The organism is Microbulbifer mixtoriginis (SeqCode) (genome assembly GCF_052468275.1).
On the sequence record NZ_CP174341.1, the window covers coordinates 679,045 to 696,563 of the forward strand.

At 53.9% G+C, this 17,519-nt stretch carries 17 protein-coding genes; all 17 read left to right on the plus strand.

Features of this window, described 5'->3' with window-relative positions:
- The first annotated feature begins 1 nt into the window (after position 1).
- Positions 2-1,669 carry a membrane protein insertase YidC gene (gene yidC, locus ACJJIC_RS03025; protein ID WP_444883253.1) on the plus strand — a complete coding sequence of 556 codons (1,668 nt, stop codon included), beginning with the start codon at positions 2-4 and terminating at the stop codon, positions 1,667-1,669.
- Between the two features lie 75 nt (positions 1,670-1,744).
- Positions 1,745-3,121: a tRNA uridine-5-carboxymethylaminomethyl(34) synthesis GTPase MnmE gene (gene mnmE, locus ACJJIC_RS03030; protein ID WP_445356438.1), complete on the plus strand. Its 1,377-nt coding sequence runs from the start codon at positions 1,745-1,747 to the stop codon at positions 3,119-3,121.
- Between the two features lie 892 nt (positions 3,122-4,013).
- The gene (gene mnmG, locus ACJJIC_RS03035) at positions 4,014-5,903 is read left to right on the plus strand and encodes a tRNA uridine-5-carboxymethylaminomethyl(34) synthesis enzyme MnmG (protein WP_445356439.1); all 1,890 of its coding nucleotides are present in this window, start codon (positions 4,014-4,016) and stop codon (positions 5,901-5,903) included.
- A gap of 85 nt (positions 5,904-5,988) precedes the next feature.
- The gene (gene rsmG, locus ACJJIC_RS03040) at positions 5,989-6,618 is read left to right on the plus strand and encodes a 16S rRNA (guanine(527)-N(7))-methyltransferase RsmG (RefSeq protein ID WP_444910876.1); all 630 of its coding nucleotides are present in this window, start codon (positions 5,989-5,991) and stop codon (positions 6,616-6,618) included.
- Between the two features lie 126 nt (positions 6,619-6,744).
- A complete protein-coding gene (locus tag ACJJIC_RS03045; RefSeq protein ID WP_444910875.1) occupies positions 6,745-7,554 on the plus strand; it encodes a ParA family protein in 810 nt (269 codons plus the stop codon).
- A gap of 12 nt (positions 7,555-7,566) precedes the next feature.
- The gene (locus tag ACJJIC_RS03050; protein ID WP_444887614.1) at positions 7,567-8,469 is read left to right on the plus strand and encodes a ParB/RepB/Spo0J family partition protein; all 903 of its coding nucleotides are present in this window, start codon (positions 7,567-7,569) and stop codon (positions 8,467-8,469) included.
- Between the two features lie 201 nt (positions 8,470-8,670).
- Positions 8,671-9,033 (plus strand): ATP synthase subunit I, encoded by a 363-nt coding sequence (locus ACJJIC_RS03055; RefSeq protein WP_252083953.1) that lies wholly within the window; start codon positions 8,671-8,673, stop codon positions 9,031-9,033.
- 50 nt (positions 9,034-9,083) lie between these two features.
- On the plus strand, positions 9,084-10,010 hold the full coding sequence (gene atpB, locus ACJJIC_RS03060) for a F0F1 ATP synthase subunit A (RefSeq protein WP_252083952.1): 927 nt from the start codon (positions 9,084-9,086) through the stop codon (positions 10,008-10,010).
- Between the two features lie 59 nt (positions 10,011-10,069).
- Positions 10,070-10,315 carry a F0F1 ATP synthase subunit C gene (gene atpE / locus ACJJIC_RS03065; RefSeq protein WP_020413895.1) on the plus strand — a complete coding sequence of 82 codons (246 nt, stop codon included), beginning with the start codon at positions 10,070-10,072 and terminating at the stop codon, positions 10,313-10,315.
- A 52-nt stretch (positions 10,316-10,367) separates the two neighbouring features.
- Positions 10,368-10,838, plus strand: coding sequence for a F0F1 ATP synthase subunit B (locus ACJJIC_RS03070; RefSeq protein WP_252083951.1), 471 nt, complete (start codon positions 10,368-10,370; stop codon positions 10,836-10,838).
- 12 nt (positions 10,839-10,850) lie between these two features.
- Positions 10,851-11,387, plus strand: a complete 537-nt coding sequence (locus ACJJIC_RS03075; protein WP_252083950.1) for a F0F1 ATP synthase subunit delta — start codon at positions 10,851-10,853, stop codon at positions 11,385-11,387.
- Between the two features lie 49 nt (positions 11,388-11,436).
- Complete coding sequence (atpA, locus tag ACJJIC_RS03080) at positions 11,437-12,981, plus strand: F0F1 ATP synthase subunit alpha (RefSeq protein WP_152455988.1); 1,545 nt, start codon at positions 11,437-11,439, stop codon at positions 12,979-12,981.
- A gap of 77 nt (positions 12,982-13,058) precedes the next feature.
- Positions 13,059-13,919, plus strand: a complete 861-nt coding sequence (atpG, locus tag ACJJIC_RS03085) for a F0F1 ATP synthase subunit gamma (RefSeq protein ID WP_252083949.1) — start codon at positions 13,059-13,061, stop codon at positions 13,917-13,919.
- A 59-nt stretch (positions 13,920-13,978) separates the two neighbouring features.
- Positions 13,979-15,382 carry a F0F1 ATP synthase subunit beta gene (gene atpD / locus ACJJIC_RS03090; RefSeq protein WP_252083948.1) on the plus strand — a complete coding sequence of 468 codons (1,404 nt, stop codon included), beginning with the start codon at positions 13,979-13,981 and terminating at the stop codon, positions 15,380-15,382.
- 18 nt (positions 15,383-15,400) lie between these two features.
- On the plus strand, positions 15,401-15,820 hold the full coding sequence (locus tag ACJJIC_RS03095) for a F0F1 ATP synthase subunit epsilon (RefSeq protein WP_020413901.1): 420 nt from the start codon (positions 15,401-15,403) through the stop codon (positions 15,818-15,820).
- A gap of 192 nt (positions 15,821-16,012) precedes the next feature.
- Positions 16,013-17,017 (plus strand): hypothetical protein, encoded by a 1,005-nt coding sequence (locus ACJJIC_RS03100; protein ID WP_444910874.1) that lies wholly within the window; start codon positions 16,013-16,015, stop codon positions 17,015-17,017.
- The gene (locus ACJJIC_RS03105) at positions 17,014-17,448 is read left to right on the plus strand and encodes a VOC family protein (RefSeq protein ID WP_444910873.1); all 435 of its coding nucleotides are present in this window, start codon (positions 17,014-17,016) and stop codon (positions 17,446-17,448) included. Before ACJJIC_RS03100 ends, ACJJIC_RS03105 begins: the two co-directional genes overlap by 4 nt.
- Positions 17,449-17,519 lie beyond the last annotated feature (71 nt).

The following is a 17,519-nucleotide window of genomic DNA, read 5'->3' on the forward strand; positions in this document are numbered from 1 at the left end:
GATGGATTGGCAACGCTATACGCTGCTAGGTGGAATTCTCGCGGTTCTCCTCGCACTTATCTTCCAGTGGAATGCATTTCAAGAGCAGCACACTCCTGAACTCGACCGCGAAACCATAGTTCACAACGATATACAGAGCGGCAGCCAAATCCCGGCGCAGACCAGCGAAAACGGCAATGGCGATGTACCCCAACTGGAGTCCCAAGCGCCAGCAGAGACAGGCACCGATAGCGGCCAACGCACGCTCATCAATGTTACCACCGACGTCTTTGATCTGCTCATTGATCCTCGTGGCGGTGATATCGTAAAAGTGGCCCTGCGACAGTTCCAGGAAAAGCTGGATACGCCTGACCAGCCCTTAATCCTGTTAAACCAGACTCGCTATCACACCTATATCGCCCAGAGTGGTCTGATCGGTAACAACGGTACCGATAGCGCCGCTGGCCGCCCCCTGTTTAAGGTTGAAAAGACCAACTACGCCATGGTGGAAGGGCAGGATCAGCTGATTGTGGACCTGACCCTGCAGCAAGAAGGTGCAAATATCACCAAACGCTACACCTTCAAGCGTGGTGACTACCTCGTTCAGGTGGCCTACCTGGTAGATAACACCAGCTCCAAGCCCTGGTCCGCCGCCATGTTTGGCCAGATCAAGCGCGATGCCAGTGAGCCGGTGACCGATACCGGTTTTGGTATGTCACCCTTCCTCGGTGCCGCTCTTCACACCAACGAAGAAAATTACTTCAAGCAGGATTTTGAGGAAATCGCCGAGAAACCCACCCGCACCACAGTGGAAGGCGGCTGGGTAGCCATGGTGCAGCACTATTTCCTTAGCGCCTGGATTCCCCCACAGGATGAACGCAACACTTTTGAGCTGCGCGAATTGTCCAACGGACTCTTCCGTATGGGCTTCACCGCCCAGCCGGTACAAATCCCCGCCGCGACTCAGGGCGAGCTGAGCGCTTCCTTCTATGCCGGCCCCAAGGATGTCTACCGCCTAGAAGAGATCTCACCCTACCTAGACCTGACCGTGGATTACGGCTGGCTGTGGTGGATTGCCAAGCCGCTGTTCCGCGTACTGCACTTTATCCAGGAGCATATTGTCAGTAACTGGGGCTGGGCGATTATCCTGCTCACCGTCTTTATCAAGACACTGCTGCTGCCGCTGTCCGCCGCAGGCACCAAGTCTATGGCGCGCATGCGCAAGTTTGCTCCACAGATGAAAAAACTGCAGGAGCAGTACAAGGACAATCGTCAGAAGTTGGCGGAAGAGACCATGAAGCTCTACCGCCGCGAGAAGATCAATCCCATGGGGGGCTGCCTGCCGATCCTACTGCAGATGCCGGTGTTTATCGCCCTCTACTGGATGCTCACCGAAACCGTAGAGCTGCGCCACGCGCCCTGGATCTTCTGGATTCACGACCTGTCGGCAAAGGACCCTTATTTCATCCTGCCGGTACTGATGGGCCTGTCCATGTGGTTTATGCAGAAGCTAAACCCGGCGCCCACCGACCCGACCCAGGCCCGTATCATGCAGCTGATGCCGGTGATGATGACGGTGTTCTTCCTGTGGTTCCCGGCTGGCCTGGTCCTGTACTGGATCGCAAACAACCTGATCACCATCGGTCAAACCTGGTATATCAACAAGCAGGTGGATGCCGGAAAATACTGATCAAGTATCCACAGATCACAAACAACAAGGGCCGCAACTGCGGCCCTTTTCCGTTATGTCGAGTACACTCAGCCGATGACACAACAAAGCCTTAATCGTGACACCATCGCCGCCGTCGCCACCGCACCAGGGCGCGGTGGTATCGGTGTAATCCGCCTCTCTGGCCCCAAAGCCCTGTCCATTGCCCAGCAAATCTGCGGGGATAAACTGCTCAAAGCGCGTTATGCCCATTACCGAAATTTTTTCCACAGTGAGCAACTGATCGACCAGGGACTCGCCCTATTCTTCCCAGGCCCCAACTCATTTACCGGAGAAGACGTGGTGGAACTGCAGGGCCACGGTGGCCCGGTCATTCTCGATCAACTGCTGAAGGCAACGATCGAACTGGGAGCCCGCCAGGCACGTCCCGGGGAGTTTTCTGAACGCGCCTTCCTCAACGACAAAATGGATCTCACCCAAGCCGAAGCGATCGCCGATCTGATTGATGCCGGTAGTGCCCAAGCGGCGCGCAACGCCATGCGTTCACTACAGGGCGCTTTTTCCGACAAAATTGAAGACCTTGTAGAAAGCCTTATCCACCTGCGTATCTATGTGGAAGCCGCCATCGATTTTCCCGAAGAGGAGATCGACTTTCTCGCCGATGGCAAGGTGGCTGCGGATATCCAGGCCCTACTGGCACAAATGGCTGGCGTAGAAGCCCAAGCGCGCCAGGGCGCCATTATGCGCGAGGGTATGCGGGTGGCCATTGCCGGGCGCCCCAATGCCGGCAAGTCGAGTCTGCTCAATGCCCTCGCGGGTCGCAATACCGCCATCGTCACCGATATCGCCGGCACCACCCGCGATATCTTGCGGGAAGATATCCACATTGACGGCATGCCCCTGCAGTTCGCCGATACCGCCGGCCTGCGGGATGCGCCAGATAAAGTAGAGCAAATAGGCATCGAGCGCGCCTGGGAGGAGATTCACCAGGCGGATCGCGTGCTCCTGGTAATGGATGCAGAGCAACTTCACTCACTGGACCCGGCAGAGGCCTGGCCGGAATTTACCAACCAGCTTCAGGACTTAGACAAGCTCACACTGGTACTGAACAAAATTGATCTCAGCGATTACAGTGCCGGTCTCCAAGCTCACACTGAAGGAGTGCCGGTTATAGCCATCAGCGCCAAGACCGGTGCGGGCCTCGAAGCACTGAAGGAGCATTTGAAACAGTCTATCGGCTTCAGTGGTGCTGCCGAAGGCACTTTTAGTGCGCGTAGACGCCATTTAGAGGCTCTTGAGCGCGCCCGCGCCTTTATTGAGCAAGGTTCCCAGCAGCTCCACAGTCATGGTGCCGGTGAGTTACTCGCGGAAGACTTACGCCAAGCCCAACAGGCGTTGGGAGAAATCACCGGTGCAATGAGTGCGGACGAGCTGCTCGGGAAAATTTTCGGCAGCTTTTGTATCGGAAAATAAGAAGGTGTGGAGTTCCACGCACTTATCCAATTGGGGGCGCTAGTAAATAGCGTCCTCTTCTCTTCCCTATAGTACCTCCCCACTCTCCTTCTTCTTATTCTCCTTCTGGCACAAGTTCCACACCTCTTGCTCACAGGAAGAGCTCAGATCTATCCTAGGCTGTTAAAAAAGTTCTATTTAATCCCCAGCTTTCCCGCATATTTTCCACGAAAAAGGTGAGAAATAAGCTTGAGATAGCTGTTTAAATGGCTCTTAAGGGAAAGAAGTTATACATGTCCACGGGGATTTCCAGTGGATAATCTTATTGGCAGTTATCTCACCATTAACCCACACCCATTCAATGGGTATATGCACAGATTTATACATTGCGTTTGACTACTCACAGGTATCCCCCAGTAAGTCTGGGTAAAGCACCACAGACACTAGTCAAAAAAAACTGACTGTGGGCAAAAGAGGGGATAAGCACCTGCAAAATAGAATAATCGTATGATGATAACTTCCTAATAAGAGTAGATAGGGCAAAGTTGTCCCAAGTTTTCACAGCCTCATACCCCGGTTACCCCTGTGTCCACCAAGGGTTTGTCGGCAGGGTTTTCATCTTTGTAACTTGTTGTTTTTAAAGGTTTTTTTGTGCTTATACCGAGTTGCGGCAGGTCTAATAAAAACAACAAAAATAAAAAAATACTCTTTAAGATATACATATATTCATTAGTAAGAGCATTTAAGAAAGCAAGACAGAGTTTTGAAATTCATCCGATCAGAATTTGATATTCAGGAAGGAGAGAGAAAGACAAAGGCAGAGCTTTCCTAAACGGCTTGAATAAAGCTAATTGCTGAGGACACTTACTGACTATAAAATGTGCGCCCCAAGTTGTAACCAGTAGCAGCCATTATGGAATTCCCTAAGACCTATGATGTGATCGTGATCGGCGGAGGCCATGCAGGTACCGAAGCCTCACTGGCAGCGGCACGTATGGGCGCTTCCACTCTGCTACTGACCCACAATATCGAGACCCTCGGGCAAATGTCCTGCAACCCGGCCATTGGCGGTATTGGCAAGAGTCATCTCGTGAATGAGGTCGATGCCCTCGGTGGCGCTATGGCAACGGCAACAGACCTGGGCGGAATTCAGTTCCGGGTCCTCAATGCCCGCAAAGGTCCTGCAGTAAGGGCAACTCGTGCCCAGGCCGATAGAGCCCTATATCGCGCCGCGATCCGTTCGATCCTGGAAGCACAGGAAAACCTGGAGATCTTCCAACAAGCGGCAGATGACCTGATTGTCGAAGGTGAACGCGTTGTGGGCGTTGTCACCAACGCAGGAGTACGCTTTCGCGCAAAGACAGTGGTACTGACCGCCGGGACTTTCCTCGGTGGGCGTATCCACATCGGCTTGGATAACCACGCCGGCGGCCGCGCCGGAGACCCACCCTCGATTGCCTTGGCAGATCGTCTGCGCGAACTGCCTTTCCGTGTTGACCGCCTCAAAACCGGCACCCCTCCTCGTATTGATGCCCGCTCAGTAGATTTCAGTGAGTTGGAGGAGCAGTGGGGAGACAGTCCCACACCGGTGATGTCTTACTTGGGCAGCCGCGATCAGCACCCGCGCCAGGTCTGCTGCTGGATTACCCACACCAATGCCCGCACTCATGAAATTATCCAAGGGGGGCTCGATCGCTCGCCCATGTATTCCGGTGTGATTGAGGGGATTGGCCCGCGCTATTGCCCCTCCATTGAGGACAAGGTGCACCGCTTTGCGGACAAAGACAGCCACCAGGTGTTTATCGAGCCCGAGGGGCTGACTACCAACGAGCTGTACCCCAATGGTATTTCCACCAGTCTGCCCTTCGATGTGCAGATTGAGCTGGTGCACTCCATCAAAGGTTTTGAAAAGGCGCATATAACCCGCCCGGGCTATGCGATTGAGTACGACTTCTTCGATCCGCGCGATCTTTTGCCCTCCCTGCAGACCAAATTTATCCAGGGGCTCTACTTTGCCGGCCAGATCAATGGCACTACCGGCTACGAAGAAGCGGCCGCCCAGGGACTCCTGGCTGGCGCCAACGCCGCCCTACAGGCCCAAGAGCGCGAAGCCTGGTCCCCGCGTCGGGATGAAGCCTACCTGGGCGTGCTTGTAGATGATTTGATCACCAGTGGCACCAAAGAGCCCTACCGCATGTTTACCAGCCGCGCGGAATATCGCTTGCTGCTCCGTGAGGACAATGCTGACCTGCGCCTGACCGAAAAAGGTCGCGAATTGGGCCTGGTCGACGATACCCGCTGGGCAGCGTTCAGTGAAAAGCGCGAGGCGATCGCCCGGGAAAGCCAGCGACTACAAGATACCTGGGTGCACCCAAAGACACCCCAGGCCGCCTCCGTAGAAACCAAACTGCCGCAGCCATTGGCGCGGGAATACAGCCTGATGGACCTGCTGCGCCGTCCGGAACTGGGCTATCAGGATGTGGCGGGCCTCAAAGGGGAAGCGGTAACCGACGAGCAGGTTGCCGAACAGGTGGAAATCTCGGCCAAATACGCCGGCTATATCGATCGCCAGCGCGAGGAAATTGAGCGCTTGCAGGCCTACGAAGATACCCCTATCCCGGCGGACTTCGACTACAGCGATATTTCCGGTCTGTCCAATGAGGTCAAGCAAAAACTGGGAGAGACCCGCCCGGATACCCTGGCGCGGGCCTCGCGGATACCGGGCGTGACGCCCGCATCCATATCCCTGCTGCTGATCCAGTTGAAAAAGCGCGGGCTGCTGAAGCGCAAAAAAGCGGTATAAATCGGTTTTCCACAGGGTATCCCGCGAGGCCCTGCGGGGTTTGAGTTTCGCGGGACTACTGGGGGATAGACCCATTTCTCACTCAATGGAACAGTTTCGTCCGCGCCTGTTAGAGGCGGCGGCACAGATGTCGGTGGCACTCAGTGACCGACAGCAGGATCAGCTACTGGAATACCTGGCGCTTTTAGCCCGCTGGAACAGTGCCTACAACCTGTCTGCCATACGCGACCCGGAGCAGATGCTGGAGCGCCATATTATCGACAGCCTCAGTGTGGTAAATCTCTGTGGCGAAGGGGCTTTAATCGATGTGGGTAGCGGTGGCGGCCTGCCGGGAATCCCCCTGGCAATTGTGCATCCGGAGCGCGCCATCACCCTGCTCGACAGCAATGGCAAGAAGACCCGCTTCCTGTTCCAAGTGGCCAGCACCCTGCCCCTGCCCAATATCAAGGTAGTCAATGAGCGGGTAGAAGCCTTTGTGCCAGAACAGCCTTTTGCCGGTGTGGTGTCCCGCGCCTTTGCCTCCATCGAGGATATGGTCAATGGCAGTGAGCACATGTTGGCACCTAAGGGGCGTTTTTATGCCATGAAGGGCAAGCTGCCTGAGGATGAGTTGAGCGCTCTGCCAAAAGGCATTAAGGTCGAGCAGGTGCACCGTTTGTCGGTGCCCGGCTGCGACGGTGAGCGACATATGATTCAGCTCTGTCGCACAGAATAAGATGATAGTTTGGTGGGCCTGTCGCCCGCCCAATCCTACTCCCCTTTCGTGGGACACAATAGCCGCTGCCCGAAGCTGAGTCAGCGTGGGGGCAAACGCACCCGGAAACAACAAAGGACAAGAATCTTGAGCAAGATATTTGCTGTGGCCAACCAGAAAGGCGGGGTTGGTAAGACCACTACCTGCGTCAACCTGGCCGCATCTTTGGTTGCCAACAAGCGGCGCGTATTGCTGATCGACCTGGACCCCCAGGGCAATGCCACCATGGGCAGTGGTGTGGATAAAAGCGACCTGGAGGTATCCGGTTACGATGTGTTGGCCGCTGAATTACCCGTAGAGCAAGCCATTGTATCCACAGAAAGCGGTTTTGATTTGATCCCTGGCAACGGTGACCTGTCTGCGGCAGAGGTGGAGTTGCTGAATCTGGAGGGGCGCGAATCTCGTCTGAGCCGCGCTCTGGCGGTAGTGAGCAACCGTTACGATTACGTGATTATCGACTGTCCACCGTCGCTAAATATGCTGACGGTAAACGCCCTCTGTGCGGCTCACGGCGTGCTGATTCCCATGCAGTGCGAATACTATGCCCTGGAGGGACTGTCAGCCTTGGTGGATACGATCACCCAGATCCAGCAGACCGCTAATCCGGACCTGAAAATCGAAGGCATCTTGCGTACCATGTACGATCCGCGCAACAGTCTTACCAGCGAAGTATCGGCGCAGTTGCAGGAGTATTTTGGCGATAGCCTGTATCGAACTTGTATTCCGCGCAATGTGCGCTTGGCGGAAGCGCCCAGTTTTGGCAAACCGGCGTTGGATTACGATCGCCACTCCAAGGGCGCTATCGCCTACCTGGCATTGGCTTGTGAAATCAATCGCCGCCATCCCGCCAATCAATCTACCAAAAAGAAAAACCGCCCTATGGCGGAAGCGGTATAAGGGGTAATAACTATGGCCGCCAAACGCAAAGGACTGGGCCGGGGCTTATCCCACCTGATCAGCAATAAAAACAGCACCGCGATCGCCGAGGCTACCGGTGAGGCCGAAACCGAAACTGCCGTGGTCGACGGTGAGTTGAAAGAATTGCCGATCGAGTTTTTGCAGCGCGGTCGCTACCAGCCGCGCCGAGATTTTCCACAGGAGTCCCTGCAGGAACTGGCGGACTCGATTCGCGCCCAGGGTATTATGCAGCCGATCGTCGTACGCGGTATCGGCGAGCAAAGCTACGAGATTATTGCCGGTGAGCGGCGTTGGCGTGCCGCCCAACTGGCAGGATTGGAGAAAGTGCCGGCGCTGGTGCGCAGCGTTTCCGATGAAGCCGCCATCGCCATGGCATTGATCGAGAATATCCAGCGTGAAGACCTGAATCCGGTGGAAGAGGCTGTGGCCCTTAAGCGACTGCAGGATGAATTCAAGCTGACTCAGCAGGAAGTGGCCGATGCGGTGGGTAAATCCCGAACTGCCGTGACCAACTTACTGCGCTTATTGAGCCTCAGTGAAGAGGTGCGCACTTTCCTTGAGCGCGGTGACCTGGAGCTGGGCCACGCCAAGGCCTTGCTCGGTCTCTCCGGTGCCACCCAGCGTTCCGCCGCACGTCAGGTTGTCGAGCGCAGCCTCACCGTGCGCCAGACGGAAGCGTTGGTGCGTCGCCTGCAACAGCCGGCCACGCCGAAGCAGGAGAAGCCCAAGCCCGACCCCAATATCCGCCGCCTTACCGAGCGTCTGGCGGAAAAGGTCGGAGTGCCGGTCTCTATCGATCACAACGAAAAGGGCAATGGTCGCCTGGTGCTGAAATTTACCACCTTGGAAGAGCTGGACGGAATCCTTGCCCACCTCGGTTACGCCGAGGATTAAAGCCGTGGCGAAATGCGCGTCCTAGTGGCGCGCGCAATAACTGTTGGCAATTACTCACTGCGCCGAGTAATTCCGCGCAAAACCTCCCGAAAATCAAATAAGTTGGCGACATTTGCCGGTTGAATCGACGATGCTGTTGCAGCATAATTCGCACGCCCAAATTTTGGGCGGACAGCGCACAGAAGTCGGCTTATCCCGTCTATGAGAAAACCCCCGGTATTACGAATTGCCGCGGTACAGCTTCTGCTGATATCGGTGGCCAGTGCGGTACTGCACTTGAGTGGCAAACCGGTGACGGCGCTTTCCGTATTTATCGGCGGTGCCCTATGTGCACTGCCCGGAGCATATTTCGGCAGGCGCGCCTTTCGCGATAGCGGTGCGCGCGCGGCCCATCGCGTGGTAGGCAATTTCTACCGCGCGGAAACCGGCAAATTTATATTGACCATGGCGGGTTTTGCGGCAGTTTTTGCCACCGTCAAGCCGTTGAATGCGGCAGCGCTTTTTATCAGCTACGTCCTCTGTGTGATCGTGCAGTGGATTATGGTGGCGCGCATGGTCCGCTAGCCGGTGGATAAGAAAAAAAGAATTCTTACTTTTACGATTGTTGAGGAACTATGGCGGGCGAAGCTCTAACTGCGACGGGGTATATCCAACACCACCTGCAAAATATGACTTACGGCAAGCTGCCGGCCGGGTACACCCGCGCCGATGGTTCTGTGCTTAGTGAGTCCACCTGGACTATGGCGCATTCCTCTCAGGAAGCCGCGGATATGGGCTTTTGGGCCCTACATGTGGATACCCTGGGTTGGTCTATCGGCCTCGGTCTGATTTTCTGTTTCCTGTTTGCCCGCGCTGCCAAAAAGGCCAGTGTGGACAAGCCCACCGGTTTCCAGAGTTTTGTGGAGCTGGTCACCGAGTTTATCGACAAGCTGGTTAAGGAAACCTTCCCTCACCGCAACACCATGGTTGCCCCGATGGCGCTGACCATTTTTGTGTGGGTGTTCCTGATGAACCTGATGGACCTGGTGCCGGTGGACTGGCTACCGATGGCTGCCGCCAAGATTTCCGGTAACGATCACCTCTTCTTTAAAGTGGTTCCGACTACCGACCCGAACGCCACTCTGGGTATGGCCCTGGCGGTGTTTGCGCTGATGATTTTCTTCAGTATTCGCGAAAAAGGTGCCATCGGTTTCCTGAAAGAGCTGACTCTGCACCCTTTCCATACCGGCAAGCTGTTCTTTGACATCCTGCTGATCCCGGTCAACTTCCTGCTGGAGGCAGTATCCCTGATCGCGAAGCCGATCTCCCTGGGCCTGCGTCTGTTCGGAAACCTCTACGCCGGTGAAATGATCTTTATCCTGATCGCGATTGTCTTTGGCGTTGGCGTTCTCGGCTTTATTGGTGCGGGTCTCCTGCACATGGGCTGGGCGATCTTCCACGTACTGGTAATCGTGCTGCAGGCGTTCGTATTCATGGTATTGAGCACCGTGTACATGGCGATGGCACACCATCGCGACGATGAGCACGAGCACGATCAATAAGTTTTTAACCCTTTTTTCGACCTTTACAACAACTCTTTAACTTTGATTTGGAGAACACAATGGAAGCATTAGGTCTGGTTTACATCGCAAGTGCACTGCTGATCGGTCTGGGCGCCCTGGGCACCGCTATCGGTTTCGGTACTCTGGGTGGCAAGCTGCTGGAAGGTTCCGCTCGTCAGCCTGAACAGGCTCCGGCTCTGCAGGGCAAAATGTTCCTGATGGCTGGTCTGCTTGACGCGGTTCCGATGATCGGTGTTGGTATCGCTATGTACCTGATCTTCGCCGTAGCTCCTGGTCTGGTTTAATTACGCCGTTCCAATTGCCCTTAACCCTATTTAAAGAGCAAGAGGTGTCGGTGTGAATATCAACCTGACTCTAATCGGCCAGTCGATTACTTTCCTGTTTTTCGTCTGGTTTTGCTGGAAGTTTGTTTGGCCGCCGCTTTTGGGCGTGATGAAAGAGCGTGAGCAGAAGATCGCAGATGGTCTCGCTGACGCCGAGCACGCGCAGAAAGATCTGGAACTGGCCAAGCGCAAAGCTGCCGAGCAGCTGAAAGAAGCCAAAGATCAGGCGAGCGAGATTATCGATGGCGCCAACAAGCGCGCTAATCAGATTATCGATGAAGCAAAGCAGGCTGCGCATGCCGAGGGCGATCGCCTGAAAGCTGCGGCTAAAGCTGAGATCGACCAGGAAGTGAATCGCGCTAAAGAGCAACTGCGCAGCCGTGTGGCAGACCTGTCTGTCCTGGGTGCGGAGAAGATTCTCGCGGTCAATATCGACGCTAAGGCGCACGACGACCTGATCGACAAACTGGCAGCCGAGCTGTAAGCGAGGAACCCCATGGCGGAACTCAGCACACTGGCCCGGCCCTACGCTAAAGCTGCATTTGCTTATGCGCAGCAAGCCTCCCACTTAGGTGGTTGGAGCGCTGCGCTGGAAACTGCGGCGGCGGTCAGCCAGAACGAAAAAGTGCGTGAGCTGCTGGATAACCCACAGCTCACCAGTGAAGAGCGCGCAGATAAATTCCTGTCGATCTGTTCAGACGAGCTCGGCGAGCACGGAAAAAATTTCATCCGGTTGCTGGCGGAAAACCACCGCCTGCAGCTGCTGCCGGAAATTTCCGAGCTGTTCGAAGAGCTGAAAGCGCAGGCGGAAGCCACCCTCGAGGTGGAAGTTGTTTCCGCGCACGCCCTGAGCGATGCACAGGCGCAAGCACTGGGCCAAAAGCTCAGGGCGAAGTTTGAACGCGAAATACATCTGCACAGCTCGGTGGACGAGAGCCTGCTGGGCGGCGCGATCATCCGCGCCGGTGATACAGTCATCGACGGTTCCGTACGCGGCCGTCTGGCCAAGCTCGCCGAGGCGATGAACTCCTAAATTACTCTCCCCGTCGGCGTCAGCCGGCGGGGGACTTGAGGAACAGAGCATGCAGCAACTGAATCCCTCTGAGATCAGTGAAATCATCAAGAGCCGCATCGAAAATCTCGATGTGAGCACTGAAGCCCAAAATGAGGGCACCATTGTTTCCGTATCCGACGGCATCATCCGCATCCACGGCCTGGCCGACGTGATGTACGGTGAGATGATCGAGTTCGAAGGCGGCGTTTACGGTATGGCGCTGAACCTGGAGCGCGACTCCGTTGGTGCTGTAATCCTGGGCGACTACAAATCTCTGGCCGAAGGTCAGAAGTGTCGTTGTACCGGCCGTATCCTGGAAACCCCGGTTGGTCCGGAACTGCTCGGCCGCGTTGTAGACGCGCTGGGTAACCCGATCGACGGCAAGGGTCCACTGAACAACAAGCTGACCGACGCGGTAGAAAAAGTAGCGCCTGGCGTTATTGCCCGCCAGTCCGTTGATCAGCCTGTACAAACCGGCTTGAAAGCGGTTGATACCATGATCCCGATTGGCCGTGGCCAGCGTGAGCTGATCATCGGTGACCGCCAGATCGGTAAGACTGCTGTGGCGATCGACGCCATCATCAACCAGAAAGGCACCGGCGTTAAGTGTATCTACGTTGCCGTGGGCCAGAAGCAGTCCTCTATTGCCAACGTAGTGCGCAAGCTCGAAGAGCACGGCGCTATGGACCACACCATCGTAGTGGCCGCTGGCGCCGCCGATCCGGCAGCGATGCAGTTCCTGGCTCCTTACGTCGGCTGTACCATGGGTGAGTACTTCCGCGACCGCGGTGAAGATGCCCTGATCGTATACGATGACCTGACCAAGCAGGCTTGGGCCTACCGTCAGATCTCCCTGCTGCTGAAGCGTCCGCCTGGACGTGAAGCCTACCCCGGTGACGTTTTCTACTTGCACTCCCGTCTGCTGGAGCGCGCTGCGCGTGTAAATGCCGACTACGTAGAGAAGTTCACCAATGGTGAAGTGAAAGGCAAGACCGGCTCTCTGACCGCCCTGCCGATCATCGAAACCCAGGCCGGTGACGTATCCGCGTTCGTACCGACCAACGTGATTTCCATTACCGACGGCCAGATCTTCCTCGAGACCGATCTGTTCAACTCCGGTATCCGCCCTGCGATCAACCCGGGTATCTCCGTATCCCGTGTAGGTGGTGCAGCGCAGACCAAGGTGATCAAGAAATTGTCCGGTGGTATCCGTACCGCTCTGGCTCAGTACCGCGAATTGGCGGCATTCTCCCAGTTTGCCTCTGATCTGGACGAAGCTACCAAGGCCCAGCTGGATCACGGTGAGCGTGTAACCGAGCTGATGAAGCAGAAACAGTACTCTCCGCTGTCTATCGCGGACATGGCTGTTTCCGTTTACGCCGCAGACAAGGGTTACCTGAAAGAAGTAGAAGTTGCCAAGGTTCTCGATTTCGAAGCCGCCCTGCTCGCTTACATGAACAGCGAACACGCAGAGCTGATGGAGAAAGTGAACGCGACTGGTAACTACAACGACGAAATCGACGCAGCTTTCAAAGCCGCTATCGAGAAGTTCGTCGCTACTAGCAGCTGGTAAGAACTCCCTGGAGAGCGCGAAAGAGCGGCGTGTCCGCTCTTTCGGAATCTAACTTCCAGCGAACAAGGTAAATCACTATGGCAGGCGGAAAAGAAGTACGCACAAAAATTGCCAGCATCAAGAGCACGCAGAAGATTACTGCCGCAATGGAAATGGTTGCAGCCAGTAAGATGCGTAGAGCTCAGGATCGCATGGCACTGGGGCGTCCCTACGCCCAGCGCATACGCGCAGTGATCGGCCACGTCGCCAACGCTTCGGCCGAGTACCAGCATATTTACCTGCAGGAGCGCGAGGCCAAGCGGGTCGGTTTTATCCTGGTATCCACTGACCGCGGACTCTGTGGTGGCCTGAACATCAACATGTTCAAGGCGGCTATTCGCGAGATGCAGGCGTGGTCCGAAAAAGGCGTTGACGTAGAAGTCTGCGCGGTAGGTAACAAGGCGGCCAGTTTCTTTAACGCCATCGGCAGCAAGGTTGTCGCAGCAGTTCGCGACCTGGGCGATGCGCCCCAGGCCAACAAGCTGATTGGCTCAGTAAAGGTAATGCTGGACCGTTACGCAGAAGGCGATATCGATCGCCTGTTCCTGGTATCCAACGAGTTTATCAACACCATGTCACAGAAGCCGCGGGTCGAGCAATTGCTGCCGCTGCCGAAAGACGAAGATGAAAAACTCATGCACGAGTGGGACTACCTCTACGAGCCGGATCCGGTTGAATTGCTGGATGGATTGCTGGCTCGCTATATCGAGTCTCAGGTATACCAGGCAGTAGTTGAAAACAAAGCCTGTGAGCAGGCAGCGCGTATGATCGCGATGAAGAGCGCCACCGATAACGCCGGTGAGCTGATCGATCAGTTGCAGCTTGTCTACAACAAGGCGCGCCAGGCGGCCATTACCCAGGAACTGTCCGAAATTGTCGGCGGTGCGGCGGCGGTTTAATCCGCTGCCCCTAGCAGTAATGGTCAGCCTAGAAAGAATTTAAAGCTGAGGATCCGGAAATGAGTAACGGGCAAATTGTGCAAGTGATCGGAGCGGTCATCGACGTGGAATTCCCACGCGATTCTGTTCCGAATGTATACGACGCACTGGTGGTTGAGGACAAGAACCTCACCATGGAAGTGCAGCAGCAGTTGGGTGACGGCGTGGTACGCGCTATTGCCATGGGTTCATCCGAAGGTATCAGCCGCGGTCTGCCCGTGCGCAATACCGGCGCTCCGGTTTCTGTACCGGTAGGCCTGGAAACCCTCGGTCGCATCATGGACGTGCTCGGCAACCCGATTGACGAGTGTGGCCCTATCGGTGAAAAAGAGCGCTCCTCTATCCACCGCGCTGCACCGACCTACGAAGAGCAGTCCAGCTCTACCGAACTGCTGGAAACCGGCATCAAGGTAATCGACCTGGTTTGCCCGTTCGCCAAGGGTGGTAAGGTTGGTCTGTTCGGTGGTGCCGGTGTAGGTAAAACCGTAAACATGATGGAACTGATCAACAACATCGCTACCGAGCACTCCGGTCTGTCCGTGTTTGCAGGTGTTGGTGAGCGTACTCGTGAAGGTAACGACTTCTACTACGAGATGGCTGAATCCGGCGTTGTTGACCTGGAAAACAAAGCCAACTCCAAAGTGGCGATGGTTTACGGCCAGATGAATGAGCCGCCCGGCAACCGTCTGCGCGTAGCCCTGACCGGCCTGACCATGGCGGAAAAATTCCGTGATGAAGGCAAAGACGTACTGTTGTTCGTCGACAACATCTACCGTTACACCCTGGCCGGTACCGAAGTATCCGCACTGCTGGGCCGTATGCCTTCTGCGGTAGGTTACCAGCCGACCCTGGCGGAAGAGATGGGCGTTCTGCAGGAGCGTATTACCTCCACCAAGACTGGCTCTATCACCTCTATCCAGGCGGTATACGTACCGGCGGATGACTTAACTGACCCGTCTCCGGCGACCACCTTCGCGCACTTGGACTCCACTGTAGTACTGAGCCGTGACATTGCCGCTAAAGGTATCTACCCGGCTGTTGACCCGCTGGATTCCACCTCTCGTCAGCTGGACCCGCAGGTAATCGGTCAGGAGCACTACGAAGTGGCTCGTGGCGTACAGTCTGTATTGCAGCGCTATAAAGAGCTGAAGGACATCATCGCGATCCTGGGTATGGACGAACTGTCTGAAGAAGACAAGCAGATCGTAGCCCGCGCCCGTAAGATCGAGCGTTTCCTATCCCAGCCTTTCCACGTTGCGGAAATCTTCACTGGTGCACCAGGTAAATATGTTTCCCTGAAAGAAACCATCCGTGGCTTCCAGGGCATCCTGAACGGTGAGTATGACCACATGCCTGAACAGGCCTTCTACATGGTGGGAACCATCGACGAAGCTGTGGAAAAAGCCAACAAGACCAAAGGCTAAGCCAGAGAGGCATATACTATGGCCATGACAGTACATTGTGACATTGTCAGCGCCGAGCAGTCTCTCTTCTCCGGACTGGTGCAGATGGTGATTGTGAGTGGTATCGAAGGTGAGCTGGGTCTCTCCTACGGCCATGCGCAACTGCTTACCGCCCTGAAGCCCGGTCCGGTACGCATCATCAAGCCCGGTGGTGAAGAGGAAGTACTGTTCGTCAGCGGTGGCTACGCCGAAGTGCAGCCGAACATGGTTACCATCCTCGCGGATGTAGCCGAGCGTGAAATTGACGAGGAAGCCGCGCAGAAGGCCCGCGAAGAAGCGGAACACGCCCTGCACAAAGCGCCTTCTGAAGTTGATTATGCGCGTATCTCAGCCCAGCTGGCCGAAGCCGAGGCGCGTCTGCGCACTCTGCAGGCAATCCGCAAGGCGGCCGGCAAGTAAGTAACGCATTGCATTAGTGTAAAGCGCCTACTTCAAGGCGATAAAAAAGCAGCTTCGGCTGCTTTTTTTGCATCTTGAATAATCCCCTCTGTAATTCTCCTTATCCTTGTTTCTCTTCTCCGTGCCTTTTCTATACTGGATATTGGCTTAATTAACCAAATGTATTCATTCAATTTAAAGTGGCGCTGATTTATGGTTTTCAGTAAGTTGTATCAGGCCTCATTTCGAAAAATTTCGATTTTTCTGACATTTTTTTTGTTGTTCTTGGGTGTAAATAGCCACTCTCAATTTTATGGTGGCCCTACTCCCGCCGAATATCTCAGTAACACCAAGCCTTTATATATTCCCGGTAATATTTTTGTCACAGGAATAGTTCCGCAAAGAAATCGAGTGCCAAGTCATCTGAAAGAATTTGGTGTTTATCACTCCGGCTGGGATAAGGATGATATTCCCGAAGTTGCAAAATTTTCCACATTCGTTGATGTTTGGTGTTTCGACAAGGATTTGATGGAGATTGCCAGGAAGCATGGGTTGAAAATCTGGGTGGCTTTGGCCCCTATTTTTTTTAAGGATTTTGGGAAAAACAAACATGAGAATTATCGGGAACGGTGGGAAAAAAGTAGAAAAGATTTACTCCTTTTTAAGGATATTATTTATGCCTTTGATCCCTTGGATGAACCCTTCCAGAGATCTCAGTTACCTGACAAGGAGTTGAAAAATTATCTTGAAGAAATTGGAGAGCTGGTAAGAAAAGATTTTCCAAATGCAAAGTTGGCAATTACTTTTACTCATAATACAGTGAGTCAAGCAAGATTTCAGTTGATCGTTCCTGAAAATTATAATTTGTTTGGAGTGGACCATTATTTTGGTGTTGATTTTCAAGATGAGATAGTTGAAAAATTGATGTTTAAAACTCAGCATATGAATGCCAAGTACTATCTTATCCCTAGAGCATTCAAAACTACAAATAACTTTTATCCACTCATATCTCAGAATGAATTGATTATTCGAGCAAGGCAGGCTTACAATTTTGCCATTGCGAACCAGAAAGTTGAGGTGCTTTTTCCATTTCATTGGAAAGAAATTTCGGTAGCAGAGGGTGATTATATGGGGATAGAATTCATGCCAGCTTTGCGTCGAGAATATGAAAAGATCGGTCGGGCTATCTCCAAGAATCGACAGAGGATTAGTCGATGATAAAGAATCCTGATCACGTAACCATCGCTGTCACCAATTTGGAAAAAAGTCAAAAATTCTTTGAATTATTAGATTTTGAATTGGAGATTACTGATGTTATTTCAGGAGAGAAAATCTCTAAATACCTGGAGGTCCCCAATGTTCAGGCAGACCATTTAACAATGGTTTTGAAGAATTCTGATCCTAGATTTGAAATTCAGTTGTTACACTTCCGTTCGCCAAAGATATTTTCTGATTCCAATATATTAAATCTGGCAAGACCTGGCTATAACCATCTTTGCTTGAGGGTTGATGATATCGAGTTGTCTGTGGATTACTTGAAGAAAAATGGGGTTCATATTCGTGGTCAGGTTATAGAGTATTTGAGCAGAAAGCTGGTATACATTGAGGGTCCTGAATACATCACGATAGAGTTGGCTGAATGGCTGTGATGAAAAATTAGCCTTATCACCTTTTTACAAGATTAATTTTTTACAAGTTTATTCTAATCCCACAGCAAGAA

Bases quoted from the DNA above. Each gene is read 5' to 3' on its own strand.
- yidC (WP_444883253.1), top strand. From the start codon at position 2: ATGGATTGGCAACGCTATACGCTGCTAGGTGGAATTCTCGCGGTTCTC.
- mnmE (WP_445356438.1), top strand. From the start codon at position 1,745: ATGACACAACAAAGCCTTAATCGTGACACCATCGCCGCCGTCGCCACC.
- mnmG (WP_445356439.1), top strand. From the start codon at position 4,014: ATGGAATTCCCTAAGACCTATGATGTGATCGTGATCGGCGGAGGCCAT.
- rsmG (WP_444910876.1), top strand. From the start codon at position 5,989: ATGGAACAGTTTCGTCCGCGCCTGTTAGAGGCGGCGGCACAGATGTCG.
- ACJJIC_RS03050 (WP_444887614.1), top strand. From the start codon at position 7,567: ATGGCCGCCAAACGCAAAGGACTGGGCCGGGGCTTATCCCACCTGATC.
- ACJJIC_RS03055 (WP_252083953.1), top strand. From the start codon at position 8,671: ATGAGAAAACCCCCGGTATTACGAATTGCCGCGGTACAGCTTCTGCTG.
- atpB (WP_252083952.1), top strand. From the start codon at position 9,084: ATGGCGGGCGAAGCTCTAACTGCGACGGGGTATATCCAACACCACCTG.
- atpE (WP_020413895.1), top strand. From the start codon at position 10,070: ATGGAAGCATTAGGTCTGGTTTACATCGCAAGTGCACTGCTGATCGGT.
- ACJJIC_RS03075 (WP_252083950.1), top strand. From the start codon at position 10,851: ATGGCGGAACTCAGCACACTGGCCCGGCCCTACGCTAAAGCTGCATTT.
- atpA (WP_152455988.1), top strand. From the start codon at position 11,437: ATGCAGCAACTGAATCCCTCTGAGATCAGTGAAATCATCAAGAGCCGC.
- atpG (WP_252083949.1), top strand. From the start codon at position 13,059: ATGGCAGGCGGAAAAGAAGTACGCACAAAAATTGCCAGCATCAAGAGC.
- atpD (WP_252083948.1), top strand. From the start codon at position 13,979: ATGAGTAACGGGCAAATTGTGCAAGTGATCGGAGCGGTCATCGACGTG.
- ACJJIC_RS03095 (WP_020413901.1), top strand. From the start codon at position 15,401: ATGGCCATGACAGTACATTGTGACATTGTCAGCGCCGAGCAGTCTCTC.
- ACJJIC_RS03100 (WP_444910874.1), top strand. From the start codon at position 16,013: ATGGTTTTCAGTAAGTTGTATCAGGCCTCATTTCGAAAAATTTCGATT.
- ACJJIC_RS03105 (WP_444910873.1), top strand. From the start codon at position 17,014: ATGATAAAGAATCCTGATCACGTAACCATCGCTGTCACCAATTTGGAA.